Raw genomic sequence first — 25,560 nt, forward strand, 5'->3', positions numbered from 1 at the left:
AATCCCTCGTCGTCAAAGTATCGCAGTATTTGACACCTAGGGCTCTAAACACTCGTTCGATATCGGTTCCAAAGGCGGAAACAGTCGCGCAAAAAAGAAGCCTGCCAGTGTCACCACCAGCAGGCCCTTGATTAACCCTTATCGGGTCAATGATTACATCCGCGATGCAACGTTTTCCCAGTTCACCAGGTTGTCGAGGAAGTTCGACAGGTAAGCCGGGCGCTTGTTGCGGAAGTCGATGTAGTACGAGTGCTCCCACACGTCGCAACCCAGCAGAGCGGTTTGACCAAAGCACAGCGGGTTCACGCCGTTCTCGGTCTTGGTTACGGCCAGCGAACCGTCTGCGTTCTTGACCAGCCACGCCCAGCCCGAGCCGAACTGACCTGCGCCAGCTGCGCTGAACTGCGATTTGAATTCGTCAACCGAACCAAAGCTTTCGACCAGAGCCTTTTCCAGCTCACCAGGCATTGCGTTGCCGCCGGGGCCCATCATCTCCCAGAACTGGTTGTGGTTCCACAGCTGGCTGATGTTGTTGAAGATGCCGTTTTGAGCAACTGCGCCTGCATCGTAGGTGCCGACGATGATCTCTTCCAGCGACTTGCCGTCCCACTCGGTCCCGGCGATCAGCTTGTTGCCGTTGTCGACATAGGCTTTGTGGTGCAGGTCGTGGTGATATTCCAACGTTTCCGCGGACATACCCTTGGCTGCCAGCGCGTCATGTGCATAAGGAAGATCAGGAAGTTCAAAAGCCATGTCGGCCCCCTGTTAAATGTAAGTTGCGGTTCCCAAGGGTTAAATGCTTTGGCAACCGCCGCAGGTCAAGGGCCGAGACAAGAAAACCCGGAGGCAGGCGATGCTGACACAGGCGCGCAAGATGTTTTACCGCGCCCGCGGATACTATGCGGGCAACCTGAACGGCGCGCCATTTCGTCTGGATCCCTATCATTCGAAATTCTGGCGCAAGGCGGCCTCGGGCCAGTGGGAACCCGAAACCTTTGCCGTGCTGGATCAGTTCCTGTCCCCGGACAGTGACTATCTGGACATCGGCGCGTGGATTGGTCCGACGGTGCTGTATGGTGCCAGCAAGGCGCGGCACGTCTGGTGTTTTGAACCAGACCCCACGGCGTTCCGGCATCTTGCCTGGAACCTAGACCTGAACGGTTTCGAGAATGTCTCGGCCTTTGGTGTCGCGCTGTCGGACCGGTTTGGAGTGGCCCGCATGGCGTCGGTCCGTGGGGAGCCCGGTGACTCCACAAGTTCTTTGTTGCATGACGGCACTCATGGCAGCGACGCCCTGACCATCGCTTGGGATCAGTTCGAGGCCGTGAATGACCTATCAGGCGTTTCTCTGGTCAAGATGGACATTGAAGGGGCCGAGTATTCGGTTGTTCCGACGCTCGCCAACTGGCTGAACCAGAACCGCCCTGCCCTATATCTTTCGACGCACGCGCCCTACTTGAATGCGGATGATCGCAAAGAAAAAATGGCCGCCCTGTTTGACACGCTCGCGTTTTATTCGGAATGCCGAGATGGGATGGGTCGTGTGACGTCCAAGGATGATTTTGTCAGTTCTGACGCCTTGTCCGGTTTCGGAACGTATCTGTTCTCAAAGTAGAAACGGCCCCGGAAAGGGGCCGTTCTTTGGTTTAGTAAACACCGACTTCGCTGCCCGGTTGCGCCGCAACCTTCAGCAGGTTGAAGACATAGTCTGCAGCCGAGCGGAAACAGACGACGCGGAGCGTTTCGGCGTCGTCCATCCAGAATGCACCCGCCACCTGCGCCAGACGCGAACGGCGGATTTGGCCGGGTTGGAAAGCCTCTGACGACAATTCAACCGGTGCCAGCTTACCCAGCACCTCGCGGGCGCTGCTGCCGCCGATGCGGAACACAGCACGAGCATCCGAGACGTTGACCGCCAGCGCATGCGTGCCGCTAAGCGCGTTGGTCATGGCGGTCAGCTTGGCCTCGACCTCGGCATAAGGAACAAGCACCAAAAGCTCGTCGGTGGACATCCAGCAAACGCCGGTTTCACCATCGACCAGAGCTTCGCGCTGACCGGGCACTTTTTGCCCGGTGGCGTCCTTCACGGCCTTGGCCAGTACCTTGTCGGACAGATCGCCGCGCAGGGTGATCATACCCTGCAGGCCGCATTCTTCGACCTTGGCGATTCCGTCATAGCTGGCGTGGTTCAGTGCGCTGATGGGTTCAGACATTCTGCTTCTCCCCGTCCTTGTCGAAGAAGATCGGGTCCACGATCTTTGCTTTGTAGGTTCTGCCATCAGTTCCGGGGAACTCGACAACTTCTCCCATCCGGTCGGGACCGTGCTTGATCAGCCCCATGGCAATGCCCTTGCCCAGATTGGCCGAGTAGTAGGTCGAGGTCACACGCCCGATCATGTTGCGCTGACCGTTGGCGTTGACGCCCTCGCCGACTGCGTAAGCTCCATCAGGCAGGACGGAACCATCCACAGTCTCAAGCCCAACCAATTTCCAGCGATCCGGGTCGGTCATATGCGACCGCTCCTGCGCGCGCTTTCCAAGGAAATCTTCTTTCTTTTTCGAGATCGCCCAGTTCAGCCCCAGATCCTGTGGGATCACGGTGCCATCGGTCTCGTCCCCGATCATGATAAAGCCCTTTTCGGCCCGCAGGATGTGCAGACATTCGGTGCCATACGGCATCACTCCGAACTCTTTTCCAGCCTCCATCAGCGCGTTCCAGAAAGCCTGTCCTTGCGATGCAGGCACCGCGATCTCGCAGCTCAACTCGCCCGAGAAAGAGATCCGGTAGACACGGCAATCGAACCCACCGATCTGACCGTCACGCCACTCCATAAATGGCAGCGCTTCGGGGCTGACATCCATGCCACCCAGCTTCTCCAACACTTTGCGAGCATTAGGGCCGACCACGGCGACCTGAGCGTATTGCTCGGTGACGTTGGCAACATAGACTTTCCAGTCCCACCACTCGGTTTGCAACCACTCTTCCATATGGGCGTGGATACGTTCCGCTCCGCCGGTGGTTGTGTGGCACAGCCAGGTGTCTTCGTCGATCCGAGCGACTACGCCGTCGTCGATCAGGAACCCATTTTCCGAACACATCAGACCGTAACGGCATTTGCCGATCTTCAGCGTGGACATCATGTTGGTGTACATCATGTCTAGGAATTTCCCGGCATCCGGGCCTTTGACGATCAGTTTGCCCAGCGTCGAGGCGTCCAACAGTCCAAGGTTATCACGGGTGTTTTTCACCTCGCGGTTCACCGCATCATGGACGGTTTCACCTGCACGAACATAGGCATACGGACGGCGCCAATGGCCGACCGGCTCCCAATCAGCGCCGTTCTTGTCATGCCAGTCATGCATCGGAGTACGACGGATCGGCTGGAAAACCTCGCCCCGCGCTTCGCCGCCAATCGCACCCATCGAAATTGGGGTGTACGGCGGACGGAATGTGGTGGTTCCGACCTTCGGGATTTCAGATTCCAACGCATCAGCAAGGATCGCCAGACCGTTGATGTTGCTCAACTTACCCTGGTCGGTCGCCATGCCCAGCGTGGTGTAGCGCTTGGTATGTTCAACACTTTCATACCCTTCGCGCGCGGCCAGCTGAACGTCCGAGACTTTGACGTCGTTCTGAAAGTCCAGCCAAGACTTCATGCGCAGCTGGATTTCAGCATTCGCTGGCATAAGCCACACAGCTTCCATCGGTGCTTCGCCGGTTGTTTCCCCGGACGGAGCCTTGGTGTTCTTGGGCTTGAACCCGGCGGCTTTGGCAGCTGCTTTGCCCGCAGCGTGCGCGTCGGTCAAAACCTCACCCAAGGCCAAAGGTCCATTCGAGGCACCTGCGGCCACGACAAACCCTTCTCCATTTGCGCCCAACGGAGGACGATCGGGATCTGGGCGGAAATGCGCGTTGGCTTCATCCCAGATCAGTTTGCCGCCGCAATGCGACCACATATGGACGACCGGAGACCATCCGCCCGACATTGCCACCGCGTCGCACTCAACCTCTTCGCGAGCGCCACCGATGCCTTCCTGATTGCAGATTGCAACCTTCTTGACGCGCTTGCCGCCCTTGACCTTGGCGATTGCTTTGCCGGGGTCAACGCGGATACCAAGCTGACGCGCCTCTTCGGCCAGAGGACCCGCTGCGGCGCGCGCATCGACCACGCGCAGGACGTTCACACCCGCTTGTTTCAGGATGATCGCTGTCCGATACGCATCGTCATTGTTGGTGGCCACGATCACTTTTTCGCCCGGGGTCACGCCCCAGTTCACCACATAGTCGCGCATCGCTGAGGCGAGCATGACACCTGGGACATCGTTGCCTGCAAAGGACAACGGGCGTTCGATGGCACCCGTCGCGGTGACCACCTGCTTGGCGCGGATGCGCCACAGGCGGTGACGCGGACCTTGCGTGCCCGGCTTGTGGTCATTCAGGCGCTCATACCCCAGCACATAGCCATGGTCATAGACACCTGCCCCCATGCAACGAGCGCGCATGGTGACATTATCCATTGTTTCAAGCTCGGAAACCAATTGCTCCACGAACTTATCCACAAGCTCGCCGTCGATGGTTCCCCCATCAACCGGAGCGCGGCCACCCCAATGGGCCGTCTGCTCGATCAGCAGAACCTTGGCACCGGATTGGGCCGCGGCCTTAGCCGCTTGCAGACCCGCGATACCGCCGCCGATGACCAGAACGTCGGTGAAGGCATAGAAGTGCTCGTAGGTGTCCGCATCGCGGCTATCCTTGTCAGGGGCTTTGCCCAGACCGGCGGATTGACGGATGAACGGTTCGTAGACGTGTTTCCAGAACGGTTTCGGATGGATGAACATCTTGTAGTAGAAACCAGCCGGCAGGAAACGCGACAGATGGGTGTTGATCGACCCGACATCGAACTCAAGGTTCGGCCAATGGTTCTGCGACACCGAGGTTAGGCCGTTGAAAAGTTCGGTCGTGGTGGCGCGCTGGTTCGGCTCAAACCGATTGCCCTCGCCCAGCCCAACCAGGGCGTTCGGCTCTTCCGCGCCGCTGGCGACAACGCCGCGCGGACGGTGGTACTTGAACGACCGGCCCATCATCATTTGGTCATTGGCCAACAGCGCCGAGGCGAGCGTATCGCCCTCATAGCCCTGCATCGAAGTGCCGTTAAAGGTGAACGTGACCTTTTTCGACCGGTCAATCAGCCGGCCTTGTTTTGCGAGACGGGTGCTCATGTTGCGGACCTTTCGCAGGCGGAATTACGGATGGCGGCGCGGATCATTTGTACTCTCTCCACGTCCAGCCGGGACGCTTTGCGGTGATCGCGTCCTTGATTTCTTGGGGCGGCTCGGTGGTCTGGGCCGAATAAGTTCCAAACACTTCCAACGTTTGCGTACAGCGCGCAGCGTGGAACCACTTGCCGCAGCCGTTGCTGTGACGCCAACGTTCGAAATGAACGCCTTTGGGGTTTTCGCGCATGAACAGGTAGTCGTGGAACTCATCCTCGGACGAGCCCGGACCATAGCGTTTCAGATGCGCCTCACCACCGGCGGTGAGTTCGGTTTCTTCGGCATCGACGCCGCAATAAGGGCAATTCAGGATCAGCATGTGATCATCCTTTTGGCGGTCGGTTGGCACCGCGGCCAACCAGAATTCTAAACAGTGGCGCTATTAGGTCGGGCCTTAGTGCGCCACCCCGGCGGCGACGCTTTCGTCGATAAAGCGGCCCTCTTTGAAGCGGTCCAGCGTGAAGGCTTCGGTCAGCGGTGAATGACCCGTAGCCATCAGCTGCGCCATGCCCCAGCCCGAGCCCGGGATGGCCTTGAAACCGCCCGTGCCCCAGCCGCAGTTGATGAAGCAGCCGCCCAGAGGTGTTTTCGACAAGATCGGTGACCGATCACCGGTCATGTCCACGATCCCGCCCCACTGGCGCAGCATCTTCAGGCGCGAGATCATCGGGAAGGTCTCGACCAGCGCCCGCACCGTTTCCTCGATATGATGGAACGAACCGCGCTGGGTGAAATTGTTGTACGCGTCGGTACCACCACCGATCACCATCTCGCCCTTGTCCGATTGAGACATATAACCGTGCACGGTGTTCGCCATTACGACCACGTCCATGCAGGGTTTGATCGGTTCCGACACCAGCGCCTGCAGCGCAATCGCCTCAAGCGGCAGACGGAAGCCTGCCATCTCGGCCAGCTGGCCGGAATGCCCCGCAACCACGATGCCAAGTTTTTCGCAATCAATCGCGCCCTTGGTTGTATCCACACCAACGACACGGCCATTTTCCGACCTTATACTGGTGACTTCGCACTGCTGGATGATGTCCATGCCCATCGCGGAACATGCACGGGCATACCCCCACGCAACCGCGTCATGGCGAGCTGTGCCGCCGCGTTCCTGCCACAGGGCACCCAGAACCGGATAACGCGGCCCGTCGATGTTGATGATCGGCACCAGTTCCTTGACGCGCTCTGGCCCGATCCATTCGGTCTTTACGCCCTGCAGCGCGTTCGCATGCGCGGTACGCTGATAGCCGCGAATCTCGTGCTGGGTTTGCGCCAGCATCATGACGCCGCGAGGGCTGAACATGATGTTATAGTTCAGCTCCTGGCTCAGATCTTCGTACAGGCCACGCGCCTTTTCATAAAGCGCAGCAGACGGATCCTGCAGATAGTTCGAGCGGATGATGGTCGTGTTGCGGCCGGTATTTCCACCGCCCAGCCAGCCCTTTTCGATCACGGCAACATTCTGGATGCCGTAGTTCTTGCCCAGGTAATACGCCGTGGCCAATCCGTGGCCGCCGGCACCGACGATGATGACGTCGTATTTCTTCTTGGGCTCGGGCGAACGCCACGCGCGCTCCCATCCGGTGTGATAGCGCAGCGCTTCGCGCGCCACAGCAAAGGCTGAATAGTGTTTCATAAGCGAATCCATCCGGTTCGGTGATTGGGCGAAGATATGACGTGTAACGACAATACGCCCCTGCCGTGCAACGCCGTAATATCGCATTATTGCGACATAGGCTCCATTATTGCGACATGAAGTCGAACAGCGGCCATTTGTCCCTTTTTTCGCCCTGCCCAGAGGTCTAAGTCAGGGCAGCCATATCGGAGAAGCCATGACGTTCTGGGCCGTGATCATCTTGACCGCGCTGGTAACAGCGGTGTTTTTGGGTTTTTCCCTGCTGCGGGGGCGCGATACGCGCGAACCGGCCGCTGCTTATGACCTGCGAGTTTATCGTGAACAGCTGGCGGGAGTGGACAAGGATCTGGCGCGCGGCGTTATTGGCGAAGCAGATGCCGAGCGTGTGCGAACTGAAATCTCGCGTCGTATTCTGGCGGCTGATGCCCAAATGCAGGCGCAGACAGCGCAGGCCGGGCCACCGGTTTGGGTCACGATCACTGGGATTGCGCTTGTTGGTGCCTTTCTGGTTGGGGGCGCGGCCTGGATGTACAACCGTATGGGCGCAGCGGGCCTGCCGGATCAGCCGTTGTCTCTGCGGCTTGAACAGGCCGAAATTCTCCGCGCGGAACGCCCCAATCAGGCCGAGGCAGAAGCCGCCGCAACGCCAGCCCCGCTGCCGGAGTTGGATGAAAGCTACGCCTCTTTGCTGAACCAGCTTCGCGAAACCGTGGCTGCGCGCCCTGACGATCTTCAGGGGCACATTCTTCTGGCACAACATGAAGCGAACGCAGGGAATTTTCCGGCGGCCTACAAAGCTCAACAGCGTGTCATCGAATTGTCTGGAGATCAGGTTCCTGCGGACGCCTATTCGCATCTGGCCGAAATGATGATCCTGTCGGCACGCGGATATGTGTCGCCCGAAGCCGAAGAGGCGCTGCGTCAGGCGCTGCAGCGCGATCCTCGCCATGGTCCGGCGCTGTATTACCTGGGCCAGATGATGGTGCAGGTCGGGCGGCCTGACATTGGATACCGTATCTGGACCGACGCGCTGCGCAACGCGCCTGCCGGAGCTCCGTGGGCGGATGCGATCCTGGCACAGTTGGATGAGCTGGCCTTCCGCGCAGGTGTGTTCAACGCGCCCGAGATTCCGGCACCTGCGATTTCTGGTCCCTCGCAAGACGATATCGACGCTGCGGCCGCCCTGACCCCCGAAGAACGGCAAGAGATGATCCGTGGCATGGTCAATCAGCTTTCGGACCGGTTGGCTACCGAAGGTGGTGCGCCAGAAGACTGGGCCCGCCTGATAGCTGCGCTGGGCGTTCTGGGCGAGGGACAGCGCGCCATCGACATCAAGAACGAGGCGATGGAAGTCTTTGCCGGAAACGCAGAAGCGCTCGAGATCATCGACGCCGCAGCCTACCAAGCCGGTATCGCACAATGATCCATGACGCGTTTGAAGACTTCGCGGCCAATCTTCCGCCGATGACAGCGCTGATGGGGCTCGATCTGGGCGAGAAAACCATCGGTGTCGCCGTGTCCGACCGGATGCGCGGTGTGGCCAGCCCGCTTGAGACTGTGCGGCGCAAGAAATTCACCCTCGATTCCGCTCGCTTGCTTGAGATCATCGCTGATCGCGAGATCGGCGGTGTTATCCTCGGCCTGCCCAAAAACATGGACGGAACCGAAGGCCCTCGCTGCCAATCAACCCGCGCTTTTGCCCGAAACCTGTCGCGCCTGACCGAGGTTTCAATCGGCTTTTGGGACGAACGGCTTAGCACGGTTGCGGCAGAAAAAGCACTGCTGGAGGCGGATACGACACGAAAACGTCGCGGACAGGTTATCGACCACGTCGCGGCTGGCTATATTCTGCAAGGAGCACTGGATAGGCTGCGCTTTTTGTAACGGCACGGGGAACACCGATGACAAACATGGTCTGGAAAAGGAACGAGGTCGAAAGCCCTTGCATCCAGATTTGCGTCGTGCACCCGACCGAACGCATCTGTACCGGCTGTTATCGCACCATTGACGAGATCACGCGCTGGTCAAAAATGGACAGCAGTGAACGTGCAGAAATCATGGATGACTTGCCTGCCCGCAAACCGCGCCTTTCCAAGCGGCGTGGCGGACGTTCTGCACGCTTGAACAAATCCTAAGAACTCTCAATTCAGGGATGTATCCGCGCCGCTGCGGGTTGGTCTGAACTACGAGGGGGTCAAGTTCCAAGACAAACGTTGAGTGAGTGGCAACCCACAGCGGCGTTTCAAAAAAGGCGTACACCCGAAGTGGTTAGACGGGCGGACAATGGTTGCTTAATGTTTTTTGACCAGTCGATCAAGAAAAATTGAACGCTCGTTTACTTAACTTGACGTAATGGTCAACTTGCGCAGCATTTATGTTGCAAAACAGACGCGCTATCCCGCAGCCAGCCAGGTCTTTGAGCTTTCAAACTCTTCGGACGGAAAGAACTGCGTACGCGCGCCAAGAACATGACTGGCCACGCGTTGCGCGATATGCTGCCAGGCCTTGTCCCCCACAATGGCCGCGCGGTCCAACAGTCCTACGTGCCCTCGTGCCAGCCGGAAATGCGCGGCCAACGCTGTCAGCCCCTGCCAGCCGTCAAACTCTCGCAAATCAATCAGCAGGCGAAACCCGTCCTTGGTACTAAGAACAGCATCAAGATCGCGCTCGGCTTGTTTGTATTGATCCGGGTCCAGTTTTCCCATCAGGCTGATCTGAACACAGGGTCCGCCCAGATCGGTGACATGAATGGCCCCCAGAGATTCTCGCATCCAACGGCGCGCGGCCTCAAGTTCGGCAAGGTCAAACACCTGAACCGGACATGGCAAAATCGGTGCAGCCAGATGAACGCCGGATCGGACCCAGCCCTGATCGGCTGCAACAGCAATGCGGTCGAACCCGCGCCAATGGCTGAGGCCAAGTTTCGTATCCGCCCAAGCGGCCCCAAGGTCATAGCCTTGGAACTCTGGTTGCACGATAGCCAGCATCCGCACCGCGTCATGATCCGCCAGTGCGGCCTCGATCGCGGGCACCAATGTTTCGCTGTAATCTTTGCTGGTGACTTCGCCGGACAGCTCGACCTCGATCTGTGCCCCTTCGGAATCGGTATGAACCGTAATCATGAAACCCTCCAAACCTGAATAATGGCAGGAGGTTACGGGGATTCGATCCACTCCGCTACACCCCCTGCAAATTCTGGGCGGAAATAGGCGATCATTCGTCCATCCGGCCCGGCTGAAGCCGCTTCGGCCCAGGGCGCAACACCGTGCAGGCAATGGCGATGCAGCAGATACGCCTCGCCCGGCTTTGCGGGTAACTCGATACGGGAACAAGTTTCAAAAACCTCGCGGCGGGCCGCCTGATAGATCTCAGTGATGTCGATCTGATGCAAGGTATCCTTGGGCTGGCCCTCCATTGCGCGCGCAAAAGCGGGACCCAGGATCTTGTGGCTGCCTTCCCATAGAACCATCGGAGCGGCGTCTGCGCTGGCCTCGGTCAACGGGATACCAAGGATCCAGGCATGCGGTTCGTCGACGCGTCGGCGACGATCCGGCCCCATAGGGCGCAGCCCGTCCACATGTGCCGCATCACGGTTCCGCCGGTAGCGACTGGCCGCTTCGCTTTCGCCACGGCGCGGCCGTGGATAGCCGGGATAGACAACCGAGACCTGCCCCTTGTGAAGCGGCAAATGCCCGTAATGCTGAGAGACAAAAGTCATGGCCTGACCTGAAAGAGGGTTCGATTGCCCCACCCTGCCCTCGGGATCGTTGTCCAGCGCATCTACCCCGATAAACCAGGTACCTTCGCAATCAAGCCACTCGGCAAACGCGGGATCGGTGACCGAAGCCCGCGCCTGCGGCAAGGCATGATCAACCCACCGGGCAAGGGCAGGATCATACGGAAACCGGATCCAGCCTTTGTCCCAAAAGTCGGTCACAGCCCCAGTGCCTTGCGCAACATGTTCAGCGCAACCAGCGTCAGGAACACCGCGAACACACGCTTCAAAGGTTTCGGATCCATCGCATGCGCCAGCTTCACCCCCCACGGGGCGGTGATCATGGTCATGGCCACTACGATCGCAAAAGCCACCAGATTGACGGCCCCAATGGTCAGCGGAGGGCGATGCTCGGGCGCGATATCAAGAAACAGAAAGCCAAGAACCGAGGGCACGGCGATGATCACGCCAAACCCGGCCGCCGTCGCCACTGCCCGGTGGATCGGCGTGTTGAACAGGCTCATCAGCGGCACACCAAAGCTGCCCCCCCCAATCCCCATCAGAACCGACAAAAACCCAACCGACGGAGACAGAACCGCGCGTTTAACGCCCTTGGGCATTGCGTCGCCAAGCCGCCACTCAGATTTGCCAAGCCCCAGATAAGCACCGATCACCATGCCCAGCACCCCGAACAGAGCCTGCAGTGCCTCGGTACGCAAGGCAGAGGCGACCAGTACGCCAACAATAGCACCGACCGCGATCCCCGGACCCCAACCGCGCAGAATATCCCAATCGACCGCGCCCTTCTTGTTATGCGCCAGAACCGAGCGCAAAGAAGTCACGATGATCGTCGCCAAAGAGGTCGCCAGACACAGCTGCATCAACTGCGGGCCACCGTACCCAAGGGTCTGAAATGCATAGAAAAACGCGGGCACCAGCACAATGCCGCCGCCGACACCAAGCAATCCAGCCAGCACGCCGGCCAGCGCCCCGATCACAAGCAAAAGGCCCAGCATCTGGGCCAGCAACATCGTCTCGGGCATCATCCCCCCAAACCGGCCTCACAGCCGTATTCCGTTCCACTCAAACTTCGGCCAATGGCGCGATACTGTCCAGAGCCTGCAGCATCACCTCGGGGCCAGCACCGTCATGTACCGCACCCTCGGACAAAGCCCGTCGCCATGCGCGTGCGCCCGGGCGACCGGCAAACAGGCCCAGCATATGACGCGTGATCTGGTGCAAACGCCCACCATTGGCAAGGTGACGTTCCACATAGGGCACCATTTTGTGAACGACATCAATCGGATCCGCCACCTGTCCGGCGCCAAAAATCCGAACATCCGCCTCGGCTAGAATGTCGGTTGGTTGGTGATACGCCGCGCGCCCGATCATGACGCCGTCCAAACCAGCCTCAAGCTGCGCCTGCGCCTGTTTCAACGAGGTAATGCCACCATTGATCGAGACATGCATATCGGGGAACGCCGCCTTCATGCGGTGCACCAGATCGTAGTCTAGCGGCGGAATGTCCCGGTTTTCCTTGGGGCTCAGCCCCTGTAGCCAGGCCTTACGCGCATGGATTGTGACGCGTTGGCACCCCGCCGCCTGAATGGCCTGCAGGAAATCTGGCAGAACCTGTTCGGGGTCCTGATCGTCGACCCCAATGCGGCACTTCACAGTGACCTCAACATCAACTGCCTCACGCATTGCAGAAACGCAATCAGCGACCCGTTCGGGCTCTTTCATCAACACCGCACCGAACGTACCCGATTGAACCCGGTCCGAGGGGCAGCCGCAGTTCAAGTTGATCTCATCATACCCGACCTCCGCCCCCAGTCGCGCCGCCTGCGCCAGTTCTTGCGGATCAGACCCACCCAGTTGCAGGGCGACAGGGTGTTCTTGTGGATTGTAGTCCAACAGATGCAATGCCCCTCCGCGCACTAAGGCCGGGGCGGTCACCATTTCAGTGTATAGAAGCGTGTCCTGACTGAGTAAGCGATGCAAATACCGGCAATGACGATCGGTCCAGTCCATCATCGGAGCGACAGACAGCCTTGCGGCCTGAGAAACACGGGCTGCCGAAGTGGATTGTCTTTGCATCACAGAGTTTGACGGCGCTGTCATCGGTTGATCTCGGGCTAAACTAGGCTGCTGGCTTACTGCACCAAACATGGTTTCGCAACCAAGGGCGCATCACTTCAGACAGGGCCTTCGGCACAAAAAGAAAGGGCAGGTCTTTCGACCTGCCCTACGCGATTGCACCGGATGGGAGGAACGGGTGCGCCTCGCGGCATTTGCTTACTTGGCAGCAGCGGCTTTCTTGGCAGCTGCGGTCACGTCGTTGGTGGCTTTCTTGACGGCCGCGGTTGCGTCTTCGGCTGCGTCTTTGCCAGCCGCCATCAGCAGCTCAACGGTTTCGGTCTGAACCTTTTTCGCGATCTCAGCGAAGGCGGCCATGTTTTCTGCAGCAACTTCAGCCGATGCGCTGGCGAAATCGGTGGCCGCTTTGGCGTAGTCTGCAGGCTCTGCTTTGGCTTTCGACATCTCGCTCAGTTTGGCCAGGGTGTCCTTGGTCCATTTGTTCGAGATCTCGGCCGACTTTTCAGCCGCTTCCAGAGCAACACCCGACAGCTTTTCGTTCAGCGTCGCGGTCGACTTGAAGGCACCTTCCAGAGCGGTGGTGTCAACGGGGAACGCGCCCATCATGTCTTTCAGGGTCGCAGTGAAATCTTGCGTCTTTGCCATTTTACAAATCCTTTTGCCGAACCGGGCCCACCCCGGCTTTCCTCAGCGTAAGGACAATATGGATGCCGCAATGCAGCATTGCAAGGTTTTTTTGCTGCAATGCAGAAAAACCTTGCCGCACCAAGTTAAATCAATGACTTGCCTTCACGCGCACATCACTCACCAGCGTAGTTTCGGGCTTTAGACATCTTACCAATCCCAGGATTGAATGAATTTGTCGGGTCGCAACATTTGTAGTGCGCCGCCAAATCCTGCTTGGCCTTGTAGAGATGTCCGACATTATGCTCGGCCGGGTATTCAGCCCCTCGCTCATCGAAGAGCTTCAACATCGCGGCCTTCAGGGCCTTGGGGTCTGCCCCTTTGCGAACCACGTAATCCTGATGCATGACGTGGCACATGAAGTGACCGTAATAGAGTTTATGCACCAGTTGATCGCTGATCTCGGGCGGCAGGTTTTCCAGCCAATCGCGGTCATTGCGGCGCAAAGCAACGTCCAACGCGATGATATCCTCGACCTCATTGGCATGTATGGCCATGTAGCGCACGGCAGCGCCCGCAGCAGCAAAACGGTGCAGACCCGCGATCTTGGCCTCGCGCGGGGTGCATTCAAAGCATCCGGCATCGCGGCTGTCGAGGAAACCGGGAAGCCAGGCGCGGATCTCATCGATGCCGTCATCCTTCATCTTCAGGATCAGGTGGTGTTCATAGGCGTCGCGGTATTCAATCATCCGCTTGGGCAACACCTGCGGCAGCAGACCAACCGCCGCCTGCATGAACCGGTCGGTAAAATTGCGCAGGAACGGGACACGCCGCAAACGGGCGTCCACTGCCCCTTTCAGCGCGAAGAACATGGGCAACCTGTCCGTGCCCAGCTTGTCGATCATCCAGACCGTGTCCTTACCGTAGGTCTTGGTGATGTCGAACACATCGCGCTGCATATACTCGGCGGACACCGGCAGAGATGAGAAACTGGACAGGATGTGACGGCGCAGATCGGCCAGGTCATCGGGGCTGTTGGTGCCTATGTAAAAGACCTGCTCTGCCTCGTTCTTGGCGAATGTATCAAGCCGAACCGCAAACACGGCCATTTTCCCGGCAGAGCCTGCAGACTCGAACAGTTTAGCCTTGTCGGCATTGAACCGCGCCGGGGTTTCAGCATCCACGTCGCGCACGATCTGAGCGTAGTCCCTGGCCGAGGCGCGTTTGTTGGTGGCACCCGGATTACGTTCGAACGTACCGGCGTCGAGGTTGGACAGGATTTCTTCGGGCGTCTCGCCCAGATCGATGCCCAGATGGTTGACCAGTTCCAGCGCGCCGTCTTCGGAGACGCGGGCATAAACGGACAGTTCGGTGTAAACCGGGCCGCGTTCCACGAGCGACCCACCCGAGTTGTTGCACACGCCGCCTACGATCGACGCACCAATGCAGGAGGAGCCAATCACCGAATGCGGTTCACGCCCCATCGGCTCCAGAAGTTTTTCCAGCGCGAACAGAGTAGCTCCGGGAAAGCTGACGACCTGATGGCCGTCGTTCAACGGTACCAGAGTGTCCATACGGCGGGTATTGATCAGAACCACGTCGCGGTCATAGCGACCCGAGGGGGTGGACCCTTCGGTCAGACCGGTATTGGCCGCCTGCATGATGACGATCTTGTCGGCGGCGACGCAGGCCTGCAGCACTGTCCACTGCTCCAGCAGAGTGCCGGGTTGAACGACGCAGAGCGCTTCGCCCTCCCCCGATCTGAACCCGCGGCGGAACCGTTCCGTCGCGCGCGCCCCGGTCAGAACGTGCCGAGACCCTACGATGGCGCGGAAGTCGGATATGAGGGCCTCGTTGCTCATGCCGCGTTCCGATGCGCTTCACCCGGAGCCGCCACCGGATCGCGGAACCGCAGATTGGCGCGCGACAGTTGTTCGACCCGCGTGACTCCCATGAGTTTCATGTCGCGCTCGATCTCGGCACGCATCAGACCAAGCGCGCGTTCGACGCCTGGCTGACCCGCTGCAGCCAGCGGATACAGATAGTGCCGCCCGACCCCTACTGCTTTGGCCCCCAGAGACAGCGCCTTGAGCACATGGGTCCCGCGCTGGATGCCACTGTCCATCATCACGTCAACACGATCCCCGACCGCATCGACAATCTCGGCCAGTTGGTCGAAAGGCGTGCGTGAGCCGTCCAATTGGCGACCGCCATGGTTCGACAAAATGATGCCCGTGCAGCCGATCTCAGCCGCGCGGCGAGCATCTTCGACGGTCATTATCCCTTTGAGGCAGAACTGGCCGTCCCATTCACGCACCATCTGGGCAACGTCATCCCAATTCATCGAAGGGTCCAGCATGTCGGTGAAATAGCCCCCGATCGAGCTGGCGCCACCGCTCATGTCCACATGCTCGTCCAGTTGCGGCAGGCGGAATTTCTCATGCGTGACATAGTTGATGCCCCACATCGGTTTGATCGCGAATTGGATCATGCCGCCCAGCGTCAGCCGGAACGGGATCGAGAACCCGGTGCGCAGATCACGCTCGCGATTTCCGCCGGTGATGCTGTCGACAGTCAGCATCATCACCTCGACCCCGGCCTCTTTGGCGCGCTGCATCATGGCCGAGTTCAAGCCGCGATCCTTGTGGAAGTAGAACTGATAGACCTGCGGGTTCTTGTGCTTTTGCCTCAACTCCTCTAGCGAGACGGTGCCCAGCGACGACACTCCGAACATGGTGCCGTATTTCTCTGCCGCCGCCGCCACCGCCCGTTCCCCCTGATGGTGGAACAGACGCTGCAAAGCGGTGGGCGAGCAATAGATCGGCATGTCCAGCTTTTGCCCCATCACGGTGACGGACATATCCACGTCTTCCACCCCGCGCAGGACCGAGGGCAGCAGGTCGCACCGCTCGAACGCCCGGGTGTTTTCCCGATATGTCACCTCATCATCCGCGCCGCCGTCGATGTAGTTAAAGATCGGCCCCGGAAGGCGGCGTTTGGCCAAAGTGCGGAAGTCCTGGAAGTTATGGCAGTCTTTCAGACGCATGAGTCTTCCTCCTTAATACGCGACGGATGGCAGCCACGTGGCAAGTGTGGGCCACAGGAACACCAGCGCCAGACCGGTCAGCTGCAGCAGGACAAAGGGAATGATGCCCTTGTAGATATGCGTCAGTTTAATCTCTGGCGGGCAAACGCCTTTGAGATAGAACAAGGCAAAGCCAACCGGCGGGGTCAAAAAGCTGGTTTGCAGAGTGACCGCCACCAGAATCACGAACCAGACCAGCGCAGGCTCATCCAGAACACCGTAACCGGGGATATCGATGCCCAACCCGTTCACGATGGGGCGCATCAGGGGCAGGACGATCAGCGTGATCTCGATCCAGTCCAGAACAAAGCCCAGAAGGAAGACGATGAACAAGATGAACAGGATTGTACCATTGGCTCCGAACCCGGTCGATTGCACCACATGTTCGATCAGCTCATCCCCACCTAGTTCACGCAGAACGTACGAGAACACGGTCGCACCCAAGAAGATCGCGAAGATGTAGGCGGTGGTGTTGAAGGTCGACACCAGCACATTCCACAGCTTGGTCAGGGACAGCTTGCGATAACCCAATGCCAGCAGGGTCGCACCCAGCGCACCAATGCCTGAGGCTTCGGTTGGCGTTGTCAAACCGGCAAAGATCGAGCCCAGCACGGCAAGGATCAGCAACAGCGTCGGGATCACGGCGATCAGCACATCCTTGACGGCGGCCCAATCCGGGGCCTTGGCCCCTTCGGGCACCGGGGCAGCGTCACGTTTCACCAGCGCGAGGATGAAGATATAGGTCAGATACAGGCCACCGATGATGACACCGGGGAAGACGGCAGCCATGAACAGGTCCCCAACAGACAAAGCCATCTGGTCGGCCATGATCACCAGCATGATCGAGGGTGGGATCAGGATGCCCAGCGTCCCGGACGCTGAAACCACACCCGCCGCCAGCGTTGGCTGATATTTCTGCTGCATCATTGAGGGCAGCGACAGGACGCCCAGCAGCACCACCGAGGCACCGATAATGCCCGTCGACGCGGCCAGAATGATCCCGATCAAGGTTACCGTGATCGCCAGACCGCCGCGCACCGTACCAAACAAGCGTTGCATCGAGGACATCAGACGCTCTGCCACTCCGGATTCGTCCAGCATCAGGCCCATGAAGATGAACATCGGAAGGGCCACCAGAACCGCATTGGACATGGTCGCGTAGACCCGGTTCACGACCGCTCCGAGGGTCAGGTAATCGAGCCCGGTGAACGTGCTCTCAAGACCTGTCCAAAGCATCAGATCGTTGTCGAACAGATAGGCCAGACCGCAATAGGCGACACCGACACCAGCCAGAACCCAGGCCACCGGATAGCCGGTGAAAAGCAGCGCAATGAAGGTCAGGAACATCGCAATGACCAGTTTTTCCTCAGTCGTTTCAACCAGGAATGTCAGGCCGACACAGATCGCTGCAAACACAGCCAGCACCAGCAGAACCCGACGCAGCGGCGCGCCTTCGCGTTCCGAGGCTGGTCCGTAAAGCAGCGCATGCCCATCGTGGATCAGGCGCGCCAGAGCAGCTAGCGCCAACAGGATGAAGCTGATCGGAATGACCGCTTTGAACGCCCAGCGCGCAGGCAGGCCTGTGGGGCTGTCCGAACGCTCGTTGACGCGGAAACTTTCGTAGAAATAGTCATACCCCTGATCGATCATCAGATAGATGAACGGGGTCAGCAGGGTCAGGATGCCGATCACTTCGATCACACGCTGCGCGCGGCGCGATAGCTGCATGTGCAAAACGTCGACACGGACATGGCTGTCGGTGATCAAGGCATAGGAAATGCCGATCATCGTGACGAGGCCGTAGAAATGCCACTGGATCTCGTCCAGTTTTGGATAGTTCTGGCTGAACAGATAACGCAGCGAAACCTGGCTGAAGATCGCGGCGATCAGAAGGACATTGGCCCACATCACCACATGCCCAACGGCCTTTACGCCCGTGTCTATGGCAACAGCGATCTTTTGGCGGTCGGTATCGGGATGTTCCAGGATGCCTTCATAGGCTTCGACCGGATCATTGAGGTTGTTTTGCGTGACCATGGGAAATCCTCGCTCGGTTGACCGGCGCGGACGCGGTCAGGGGACTGAAGGTTCAAATCCTGAGAATATCCGGGGCGCGGACTGGTCCGACGCCCCGGAAACGTCAGTCAATCAGTTACTGACGGGGGAGGAACGCGTTGGTTTTCCAAAGGTTGTACCCTTCGCGGAACTGGTTCATGTCGGTCAGAACCTTGTTGAAGAAGGCATCATTGGCAGCCTCTTCAGCAGCGACCTCTTCCCAGGTTGCGCGGAAGGTATCCAGCATCTCGGGCGACCACTGCTTGATGGTGACACCATTGTTTTCAACGTTGTCGATCAGGGCCGCGTGCTGAATGGCTTCGCCTTCGGCAAAGCTGTCGGCCATCGAGGCCTTACAGGCGTTTTCGATGATCGCTTTGTGCTGCTCGCTGGTTTCGTTCCATACGTCTTTGTTGATCATCAGTTCGAACACAGTCGCCTGCTGGTGCCAGCCGGGGAAGTAGTTGAACTTGACCAGTTTGTGGAAACCAAGACGTGCGTCGATGGCAGGCATCGAGAATTCGGTCGCGTCGATGGCACCTTTTTCCAATGCCGGGAAAATCTCACCACCCGGCAGCAGAGAGGTTGCGACACCCAGTTTCTGCATCACTTTGCCACCCAAACCGAAAAAGCGCATCTTCAGGCCGTTCAGATCTTCGGGCGTGTTGATCTCGGATGCGAACCAGCCCGAGGTTTCAGGGGCAATAACCGCGCAAGGGATCACGTGTACGTTGTAACCGGCCTGATCGTACATTTCCTGGTACAGCGACATGCCGTTGCCGTAGTACAGCCACGCCATGTATTCGCCTGCCTCGGGACCGAACGGAACGGCCGAGAACAGCGGAGCAGCCGGGATTTTACCCGCCCAATAACCGGCGGTGGTGTAGCCCGAGTTGATCTTGCCGGTGGATACGGCATCCAAAATCTCGAACGGCGGAACCAGTTTACCCGGCTCGTACACCTTCATCTTCAGCGTGCCGCCGGACATCAGGTCCAGCTGTTCGGCAACGCGTGGGATCGGCGAGCCAAGGCCTGGCAGCTCGGTCGAGAACGCAATCGGCGTTTTCAGCAGCAGCTTGTCTTTGGCCACGGCGGGGGCGGCCATCAGGCTGGCAGCAACGGCAAGGCTCGTCAGGGTCTTTTTCATGAATTCTCCTCCAGGGTCGATCGAACACAACGTCCGAACATCTCGTGACGCGAAACACATGCGCCTTGGTGGTAAATAAAGTTGACCACGTGAATCAGTCAACAACTTTGTTTACCACTGGCACGGAGCGTAGATGGTCGAAAATTGGGCGCTTCACTAATGTCGCGAAAGCACCGACAGCATGGCGAGGCTCAATAAATTTGTCACATTTCATTTATTTTCAGCGCCTTGGCGCGCCGCTCGCGAAAAAGGCGTATTTGAACCACACTATTGATTGGAAACCATTCAAAGGTTAGTTTTGTTTACCAAGAGATGTCTGCAACCTGAACTCGAAGGGCCAGCCACGATGAACACGACAGCGATTTTCGAACCAATCGGGCACGAATCACTCTCGGACGCGGTGGTTGCGCAAATCGAAGACCTGATTGCGTCGGGGATACTGAAACAGGGACGTAAGCTGCCGTCCGAGCGTGACCTGGCCGAAACCCTGCGTGTGTCGCGCCCAAAGCTCCGCGAAGCGCTGGCCGTTCTGGAACAACGCGGCCTGGTCACCACTCAACATGGTGAGGGCACCTTTGTCGCTGCTTTGACAGGCAGCGCCATGCTCCCTGCCCTGTTGGCCCTTTATGAACGTCATGAGCCTGCGTTTTTTGATTACCTAGAATACCGGCGCGAACAAGAAGGGTTTGCCGCCAAGCTTGCCGCGCGCCGCGCGACCCGCGCCGACAAGGAACGGATCACCGAAATTCTGGCCGAAGATGAACGCGCGTGGCGAGAAAAGGATCAGTTGGCATCACGTGAGGCCGACTTTGCTCTGCATGCCGCAATCGTAGATGCCAGCCAGAATGCGACGCTGATTCACATGATGGCCTCGATCTACGAACTCACGCGGCAGGGCGTTTTCTACAACCGAGATTTCCTGAAGACCATCGACGGAACCGGAAAGCTGCTGATGGAGCAGCACCGCGAACTTGGGCTGGCCGTGATCGAAGGCAACGAAGAGCGCGCTGTCAAAGCGGCCCACGACCATATCGATTTTGTCGAGGAGTCCTTTAAGCTGGGCATTGAAAGGCGCCGCCGTGAGGCCATGGCCGAAAAGCGTCGCCTTTTGTCCGATCCCAAGCCCACACCTCAGTCGTGATGGCACGGGGTGACGAAGGCTGGCTTTATTTTCCGATAATCTTGATTGTGTAGTCCCGTCGTGCGGAAGGCGGTGGCGGCTGAAACGGTGCGGCAGCGCGAACCTGAGCCAACGCTACCTGATCCAGCCGCTTTGATCCCGAGCTGCGCGCGACGTCGAGGCTGAGCAACGCACCGTCGTCTCCGATCCGAAAACGCACCATCGCCGCGCCGCGAATATTGACGGTTTTGCGCCGGGCGCGGGAAATCTTGCGCTTTACGTGACCCGCATAGTTGCTAGCCTCGGCATTGCCTTGCGCGGCGGAGGTCGAAGCGGTCTTTCGTGTCGTGGCAGCGCCCTTCTGTTTGGTTCCGGACGCGTTGCCTTTTCGCGCGGCCCTGTCTGAATTGCCCGCCTGCGACGCGATCTGAGCTTGCGGCTTTGGTGTTGGCTCTGGCGGCTGCGCCTTTGGAGTCTGCGCAACCGTTGTCGGCTTAGAAACAGCGCTGGCAGCTTTGATCGGCGCGGCCTGAGCGTGATCGACAGGGCGCACCGCCGCTTGCTGTGAGGCCGGCGTGACCGCGTGCTGGCGCACAGTAACGGGGGCTGAGGCTGTCGAGCCAGTCACATAATCCCGAAACGCCTCGCCCAGCGCGGCGGCCTCTCCAGCGCCGCCGCCTTCGATCTGAACCTGTTCTGTAGCTGAGAAATCATGCAGCGCCAGAACATGCGTGCTTGCCGCCAAGGCCAGGGCCCCCAAGGCCACAACGCGCGAAGTGGGTATCATTGCACGCCCCTTTCGGTGACCACATAGACCTTTTTCGCCCCCAACGCGCGCAGGGCATCGCTGACCTCCTTCAATTTGACTGCAGGCAGGGCGCGGTCTGGAACAAGGCGCACGTCGTCCAGCGGAAGGTTGATCGAGGCGCGCTCGACATAAGCCTCAACTCCAGTCAGCTCGGCACCACGGTATTCCAACGTCGCATCGGCCCGGATGACCAACGCATCCGGTGGCTCGCGCCCTTCAAGATCGTTGGTTTCCACCAACTTCACCGACTTGCTCAGCGGTGGTGCCAATGTGCCCGCGATCATGAAGAAGATAAGCATCAGAAACACCACGTTGATCAAGGCGATCGTTGGCTCTCGGCCCTGTTTCGCCTTGGGCTTTAGCTGGATCATCCGATCACCTGTGCACGCAATTGGTCGACGCCATTCAGGACCGAAAGCAGGTCGATCAGATCCTGAGAGGTCGCGTTCGGACCAAGACTGATCAGCGCGATTTGTGGTTTGTCACCCTCCAGCCGTGCCGCGACGTCAGCCAGTGGCATGGGCTTGCCATCCACCAGAATGCGCTCGGCTTCCAGCTTAAGGAAACGGATCGTCCAGTCCTGTTCCCCGCCTCCGGCAGCGGCGGTCGCGAACTCGATTTCGCCAAACTTGGAGAATGTCGACGTCAGCATGAAAAACAGAAGCAGCAAAAAGATGACGTCGATCAGGGACGTCATCGACAAGCGCCTGCGCCGTTTTCGCCGCAGATCAAGCGCCATGGGCCAGGGCCATTTCCGGGGCTGGCGAAACGGTGCCCTGCGCGTGACCCGGCGCAAAAACAGTTCTGAGCGCCCGGTTGGCAAAGCTGCGTTCACGGTTCATCCGGGCTTCGAACCACGTCAGGACCATTGAGGTCGGCATCGCGACGGCAAGCCCGGCAGCCGTTGTCAAAAGCGCAACCCAAATCCCACCGGCCAGCAGCGAAGGATCGACCGAGTTACCTGCCCCTTGTAAGGTCTGAAACGCCTCGATCATCCCCAGAACGGTGCCAAACAAACCCAGCAAAGGCGCAAGCTGGGCTACCATGTCCAGCACATTGAACCCCTGTTCAAGCTTCGCAAATCGCGCCTCGGCCTCGGCATCCACGCGCTCGGACAAAGTGCGATCCTCGCCGGACAGGGCCATCACGATCACCGGGGCCAAGTAACTGCGGCTTTTGTTTAGATGGGTGCGCGTCTCAGCCAGGTCCTTGCGGTCCCAGGCCTGAATGGCGCGGGACAGCTCGATATGGCGGCCAACGCCTGCCGCCCGAAACTGCCAAAGCTTGTAGAGAACCAACGACAATGTCGCGACCGATGTCAGGATCAAAATAGCGACAACCGGCCCGCCAAGCTCCAAGATTTCCGTTGTTTTCTGGATAATTGCATCCATGATTTCACCCAATCACTTCGATCTTCACACGACTGTTCAGCGTCAGACCCGCCGCACAGGCATCCGCCATGTCCGCCTGGGTTTCACATTCCTGAACACCGTTGATCAGAATGCGGCTGATCTGCTCGCAAGCCATGTCATTGAACTGAAACTGCCGCACACGCGGCTTGCCCGCTGGCAGAGAGGCAAAGTCCAGCAAGGTCAGCAGGGCCACCTGCCCCTCGGCACCGAACAGCACCGTCTCGTACACCGCGCTGTCGATGTCCGCTTCATAGGCATTTTCCGCCAGAAAGCTGAGCATACAGCTCTGGCCATTGTCCTGAACGCTGCTGAGTTCGATGGATACCCCGCCAGACGCTTTGATATCTTCGGCTCTGGCCAGCCCCGCCCCCAAAATCAGGAGCAGGGCCAGCAGGACCACCCGTGCAGAGCTGTGAACGTTGGTTTGCATGACTGGTCCTTTCATGTGGCTCAAAAGGTTTTCGCCAAGGTCAGCTTGAAGTTCCGGCCCGGAGAGTTGCGGGTCGAAAGGTTCGGCAGGTAGTTCTTGTCAAAGATGTTCTCGACACCTGCGCGAACCTCGAAGCCTTGGAACACGCCCTCTTGCGGCAGGTACGTCGCCCGCAAGGTGTTCACGCCATACCCCGCCACCGGATCACCGCTGGAATCGGTGCCGGATTTGGCGCCAAACAGTTCCCAACTGACATCCAGCGTTTCACCAAAGCGCTTACCGACCGTCACACGGGCCGAATCCGTCGGCTCGTTCCGCCAACGGCTCTCGGCACCGGTCGCGCTGGTTTCGGTTCCCTTGACGATGTTCGCGTTGAAATCGACATAGTATCCCGCCGCGCTGGCGTAGGACGCCTCGATTTCCACACCTTTGGTTTCAACTTCCGATAGCGGGCGCGAGGGGCGACCCAAGCTATAAGACGTGATGTCCCATAGATCCGTCTTGTAGAAGTTGACCTTGGCGCGAACCACGTCACCGGATGCAAAGATGTCGCCGCGATTGTACGAGAAACCCGCCTCCCAGGTGCGCGACTTTTCGGGCTGGGTCATGAATACCGGCGTGCCCAGATCGTCGATGATCGGCAGGCTTTCCGTGTATGCCCCGCTGCCAAAGACCGCAAAACCGCTGGAGAATTCGTACCGTGCGGACAGGCCACCCATCAGAGCGTCATTGTCATAGCTGGCGTTCCGCGGCGCAGGCGCATCGCCGTCGCCTTTGATGTCCTGCGTTTCGTACCGAACAGCCGGCGTAACCGTCAGGCCATCCGTAACCTGAATGTCATCCACGACGAACAAGGCGACGCGGCGATCCGTTCCGCCAGGTGCAGAGGGTGCATTCAGGCGTTTGCGATTGATGTATTCAACGCCCGCGCGCAGATCATGCGACGCGATACCGGTCTGGAAATATGAGGTGTTTTTGACCGTCAGCTTGGTTGTCTCATATCTGTGGCTTGCATCAGCCAGTCCGCGAATGCTTGGGAAAAACGGCGATCGCTCAAGGCTGGACGAGCCGGGCACATACGAGCTGTCGATCTTCTGCTCCGAGTAGCTGAGGTTTACGTCCAGATCGATCAGGTCATTGCCTGCTGGCCGGTATTGATAGCGCAGAACACCGATTTTCGTTTCGATATCGCGGTCCACATTGCCAAACGAATCCGAGGTCGTGCCAAACGAGTCGTAGGGCACATCGCGCTCTTCCGACGTGGACTGGTTGTAGGACGCGGTGATCGAGTGTTCCAGGTCGTCGCCGAAGCTATATTTCCCCTTGGCCAGCAGCGACGGCAGCGTAAACGCGCTGTTGCCGATCGTGTCGCCGTTTCCGTCCTTCTGGTCGTTCTGATCCCTGTAGGTATAGTTGAACAGGAACTCGGTCTGGCGGTTGGGCTGCCACGCCAGGATCGACGAGGACGCAAAGCCGTTGCCGTTGGAGTACCCTTCCAGCGTCTGGCGGAAGCGGAAGCCCGGCTCACCGCCGGTAAAGTCCGACGCGTCCTTGGTTTCCAGCAGGACAACACCGCCGACAACGCCCGAGCCATATTCGAACGACCCTACGGTGCCGCGGATGACCGAAACGCTTTTGTAAAGCTGCGGGTCAGTGAACAACTGATTCCCGATCCGGTACAACTCTTCTGCGCCTGTCGTCGCGCCGTCGACAAGGATCAGCACTTTCTGGTCGGTGCCAAAGGTGCCGTTGGCCCCAAAGCCGCGGATGTTGATGCCCGAGCCTTGCGGGGTCGAGCCGTTGACCAACGTCACACCCGGCACCGTGTCGATCAGTTCGGCCACGGTGTTGGCCTGACGATCATTGATCTCTTCCTGATCGATATTGGTTACAGGTACGGCGGTGTCGGTCTGGATTTCCCGCTTGCTTTCCCCCAGCTCAAGCGTGCCGAGAAAGCCGTCTTCCTGTTCCTGCGCTGAAGCGCCTGCCGCAATCACGCTGAGGCATGACACGGTGCCCAACAGCCCCATCTTTTGAATTCGCGTACGCATTTCTGTCCCTTCGAAACGTTAAGAGGACCGGAAATGCTTGCTCCGTGCTGGCTGTGGTCAGTCTTTTTTGATTTTTGGAATCGCCATTTTTTGGCGACTTGTG

At 58.9% G+C, this 25,560-nt stretch carries 25 protein-coding genes; 5 read left to right on the forward strand and 20 right to left on the reverse strand.

The genetic code is table 11. The annotated features are described in order from the left end of the window. Positions 1-153: 153 nt before the first annotated feature. Entirely contained in the window at positions 154-753 is a 600-nt protein-coding gene (locus ACR0MV_RS04580) for a superoxide dismutase (RefSeq protein ID WP_480701117.1), read from the reverse strand. Between the two features lie 100 nt (positions 754-853). On the opposite strand from ACR0MV_RS04580, the gene ACR0MV_RS04585 reads away from it, so the two are divergent. After that, positions 854-1,615: an FkbM family methyltransferase gene (locus ACR0MV_RS04585; RefSeq protein WP_480701118.1), complete on the forward strand. Its 762-nt coding sequence runs from the start codon at positions 854-856 to the stop codon at positions 1,613-1,615. A gap of 31 nt (positions 1,616-1,646) precedes the next feature. On the opposite strand, the gene ACR0MV_RS04590 is transcribed toward ACR0MV_RS04585, so the two are convergent. The 4 genes from ACR0MV_RS04590 to ACR0MV_RS04605 form a co-directional block, all read right to left on the reverse strand. After that, the gene (locus tag ACR0MV_RS04590; protein ID WP_480701119.1) at positions 1,647-2,213 is read right to left on the reverse strand and encodes a sarcosine oxidase subunit gamma; all 567 of its coding nucleotides are present in this window, start codon (positions 2,211-2,213) and stop codon (positions 1,647-1,649) included. Continuing rightward, complete coding sequence (locus ACR0MV_RS04595) at positions 2,206-5,220, reverse strand: sarcosine oxidase subunit alpha family protein (protein ID WP_480701120.1); 3,015 nt, start codon at positions 5,218-5,220, stop codon at positions 2,206-2,208. The genes ACR0MV_RS04590 and ACR0MV_RS04595 overlap by 8 nt, the downstream gene beginning before the upstream one ends. Positions 5,221-5,263: 43 nt before the next feature. Beyond that, positions 5,264-5,593 (reverse strand): sarcosine oxidase subunit delta, encoded by a 330-nt coding sequence (locus ACR0MV_RS04600; RefSeq protein WP_170468671.1) that lies wholly within the window; start codon positions 5,591-5,593, stop codon positions 5,264-5,266. 75 nt (positions 5,594-5,668) lie between these two features. Beyond that, the gene (locus ACR0MV_RS04605; protein WP_170468673.1) at positions 5,669-6,913 is read right to left on the reverse strand and encodes a sarcosine oxidase subunit beta family protein; all 1,245 of its coding nucleotides are present in this window, start codon (positions 6,911-6,913) and stop codon (positions 5,669-5,671) included. A 196-nt stretch (positions 6,914-7,109) separates the two neighbouring features. On the opposite strand from ACR0MV_RS04605, the gene ccmI reads away from it, so the two are divergent. The 3 genes from ccmI to ACR0MV_RS04620 are packed head-to-tail and all read left to right on the forward strand — an operon-like array spanning position 7,110 to position 9,048. Continuing rightward, positions 7,110-8,336 carry a c-type cytochrome biogenesis protein CcmI gene (gene ccmI, locus ACR0MV_RS04610; protein ID WP_480701121.1) on the forward strand — a complete coding sequence of 409 codons (1,227 nt, stop codon included), beginning with the start codon at positions 7,110-7,112 and terminating at the stop codon, positions 8,334-8,336. After that, positions 8,333-8,797 carry a Holliday junction resolvase RuvX gene (gene ruvX, locus ACR0MV_RS04615; protein ID WP_170428253.1) on the forward strand — a complete coding sequence of 155 codons (465 nt, stop codon included), beginning with the start codon at positions 8,333-8,335 and terminating at the stop codon, positions 8,795-8,797. The genes ccmI and ruvX overlap by 4 nt, the downstream gene beginning before the upstream one ends. 17 nt (positions 8,798-8,814) lie before the next feature. Then, entirely contained in the window at positions 8,815-9,048 is a 234-nt protein-coding gene (locus ACR0MV_RS04620) for a DUF1289 domain-containing protein (RefSeq protein ID WP_480701122.1), read from the forward strand. A gap of 258 nt (positions 9,049-9,306) precedes the next feature. Here the strand turns inward: ACR0MV_RS04620 and ACR0MV_RS04625 are convergent, their stop codons facing one another. The 9 genes from ACR0MV_RS04625 to ACR0MV_RS04665 form a co-directional block, all read right to left on the reverse strand. After that, positions 9,307-10,035: a SpoIIAA family protein gene (locus ACR0MV_RS04625; RefSeq protein WP_170428259.1), complete on the reverse strand. Its 729-nt coding sequence runs from the start codon at positions 10,033-10,035 to the stop codon at positions 9,307-9,309. A 32-nt stretch (positions 10,036-10,067) separates the two neighbouring features. Then, positions 10,068-10,850, reverse strand: coding sequence for a hypothetical protein (locus ACR0MV_RS04630; RefSeq protein ID WP_480701123.1), 783 nt, complete (start codon positions 10,848-10,850; stop codon positions 10,068-10,070). After that, complete coding sequence (locus tag ACR0MV_RS04635; protein WP_170468679.1) at positions 10,847-11,671, reverse strand: sulfite exporter TauE/SafE family protein; 825 nt, start codon at positions 11,669-11,671, stop codon at positions 10,847-10,849. The genes ACR0MV_RS04630 and ACR0MV_RS04635 overlap by 4 nt, the downstream gene beginning before the upstream one ends. A 40-nt stretch (positions 11,672-11,711) precedes the next feature. Further along, complete coding sequence (gene dusA / locus ACR0MV_RS04640; protein ID WP_480701246.1) at positions 11,712-12,725, reverse strand: tRNA dihydrouridine(20/20a) synthase DusA; 1,014 nt, start codon at positions 12,723-12,725, stop codon at positions 11,712-11,714. 198 nt (positions 12,726-12,923) lie between these two features. Next, positions 12,924-13,370, reverse strand: a complete 447-nt coding sequence (locus ACR0MV_RS04645; protein ID WP_170426456.1) for a phasin family protein — start codon at positions 13,368-13,370, stop codon at positions 12,924-12,926. 155 nt (positions 13,371-13,525) lie between these two features. Beyond that, complete coding sequence (gene dld / locus ACR0MV_RS04650) at positions 13,526-15,211, reverse strand: D-lactate dehydrogenase (protein ID WP_480701124.1); 1,686 nt, start codon at positions 15,209-15,211, stop codon at positions 13,526-13,528. Next, positions 15,208-16,395 carry an alpha-hydroxy acid oxidase gene (locus tag ACR0MV_RS04655; RefSeq protein ID WP_480701125.1) on the reverse strand — a complete coding sequence of 396 codons (1,188 nt, stop codon included), beginning with the start codon at positions 16,393-16,395 and terminating at the stop codon, positions 15,208-15,210. Before ACR0MV_RS04655 ends, dld begins: the two co-directional genes overlap by 4 nt. Before the next feature lie 12 nt (positions 16,396-16,407). Continuing rightward, the gene (locus ACR0MV_RS04660) at positions 16,408-18,471 is read right to left on the reverse strand and encodes a TRAP transporter large permease subunit (protein WP_480701126.1); all 2,064 of its coding nucleotides are present in this window, start codon (positions 18,469-18,471) and stop codon (positions 16,408-16,410) included. A gap of 115 nt (positions 18,472-18,586) precedes the next feature. Continuing rightward, a complete protein-coding gene (locus tag ACR0MV_RS04665; protein WP_170426460.1) occupies positions 18,587-19,636 on the reverse strand; it encodes a TRAP transporter substrate-binding protein in 1,050 nt (349 codons plus the stop codon). A 346-nt stretch (positions 19,637-19,982) separates the two neighbouring features. Between ACR0MV_RS04665 and ACR0MV_RS04670 the strand changes: the two genes are divergently transcribed. Then, on the forward strand, positions 19,983-20,777 hold the full coding sequence (locus tag ACR0MV_RS04670) for a FadR/GntR family transcriptional regulator (protein WP_480701127.1): 795 nt from the start codon (positions 19,983-19,985) through the stop codon (positions 20,775-20,777). Positions 20,778-20,802: 25 nt separating this feature from the next. Here the strand turns inward: ACR0MV_RS04670 and ACR0MV_RS04675 are convergent, their stop codons facing one another. From ACR0MV_RS04675 to ACR0MV_RS04700, 6 genes are read right to left on the reverse strand one after another with little or no spacing between them, the layout of a single operon-like run. Continuing rightward, positions 20,803-21,543, reverse strand: coding sequence for an energy transducer TonB (locus ACR0MV_RS04675; protein ID WP_480701128.1), 741 nt, complete (start codon positions 21,541-21,543; stop codon positions 20,803-20,805). Then, entirely contained in the window at positions 21,540-21,935 is a 396-nt protein-coding gene (locus tag ACR0MV_RS04680) for an ExbD/TolR family protein (RefSeq protein ID WP_480701129.1), read from the reverse strand. The genes ACR0MV_RS04675 and ACR0MV_RS04680 overlap by 4 nt, the downstream gene beginning before the upstream one ends. Then, entirely contained in the window at positions 21,932-22,261 is a 330-nt protein-coding gene (locus tag ACR0MV_RS04685) for a biopolymer transporter ExbD (protein ID WP_480701130.1), read from the reverse strand. The genes ACR0MV_RS04680 and ACR0MV_RS04685 overlap by 4 nt, the downstream gene beginning before the upstream one ends. Before the next feature lie 31 nt (positions 22,262-22,292). Continuing rightward, positions 22,293-22,955, reverse strand: coding sequence for a MotA/TolQ/ExbB proton channel family protein (locus ACR0MV_RS04690; protein ID WP_480701131.1), 663 nt, complete (start codon positions 22,953-22,955; stop codon positions 22,293-22,295). A 4-nt stretch (positions 22,956-22,959) separates the two neighbouring features. Then, on the reverse strand, positions 22,960-23,406 hold the full coding sequence (locus tag ACR0MV_RS04695) for a hypothetical protein (protein WP_480701132.1): 447 nt from the start codon (positions 23,404-23,406) through the stop codon (positions 22,960-22,962). A gap of 20 nt (positions 23,407-23,426) precedes the next feature. Next, the gene (locus ACR0MV_RS04700; RefSeq protein WP_480701133.1) at positions 23,427-25,457 is read right to left on the reverse strand and encodes a TonB-dependent receptor domain-containing protein; all 2,031 of its coding nucleotides are present in this window, start codon (positions 25,455-25,457) and stop codon (positions 23,427-23,429) included. Between the last annotated feature and the right edge of the window lie 103 nt (positions 25,458-25,560).

It is taken from the genome of Ruegeria sp. BC3, from assembly GCF_056539265.1.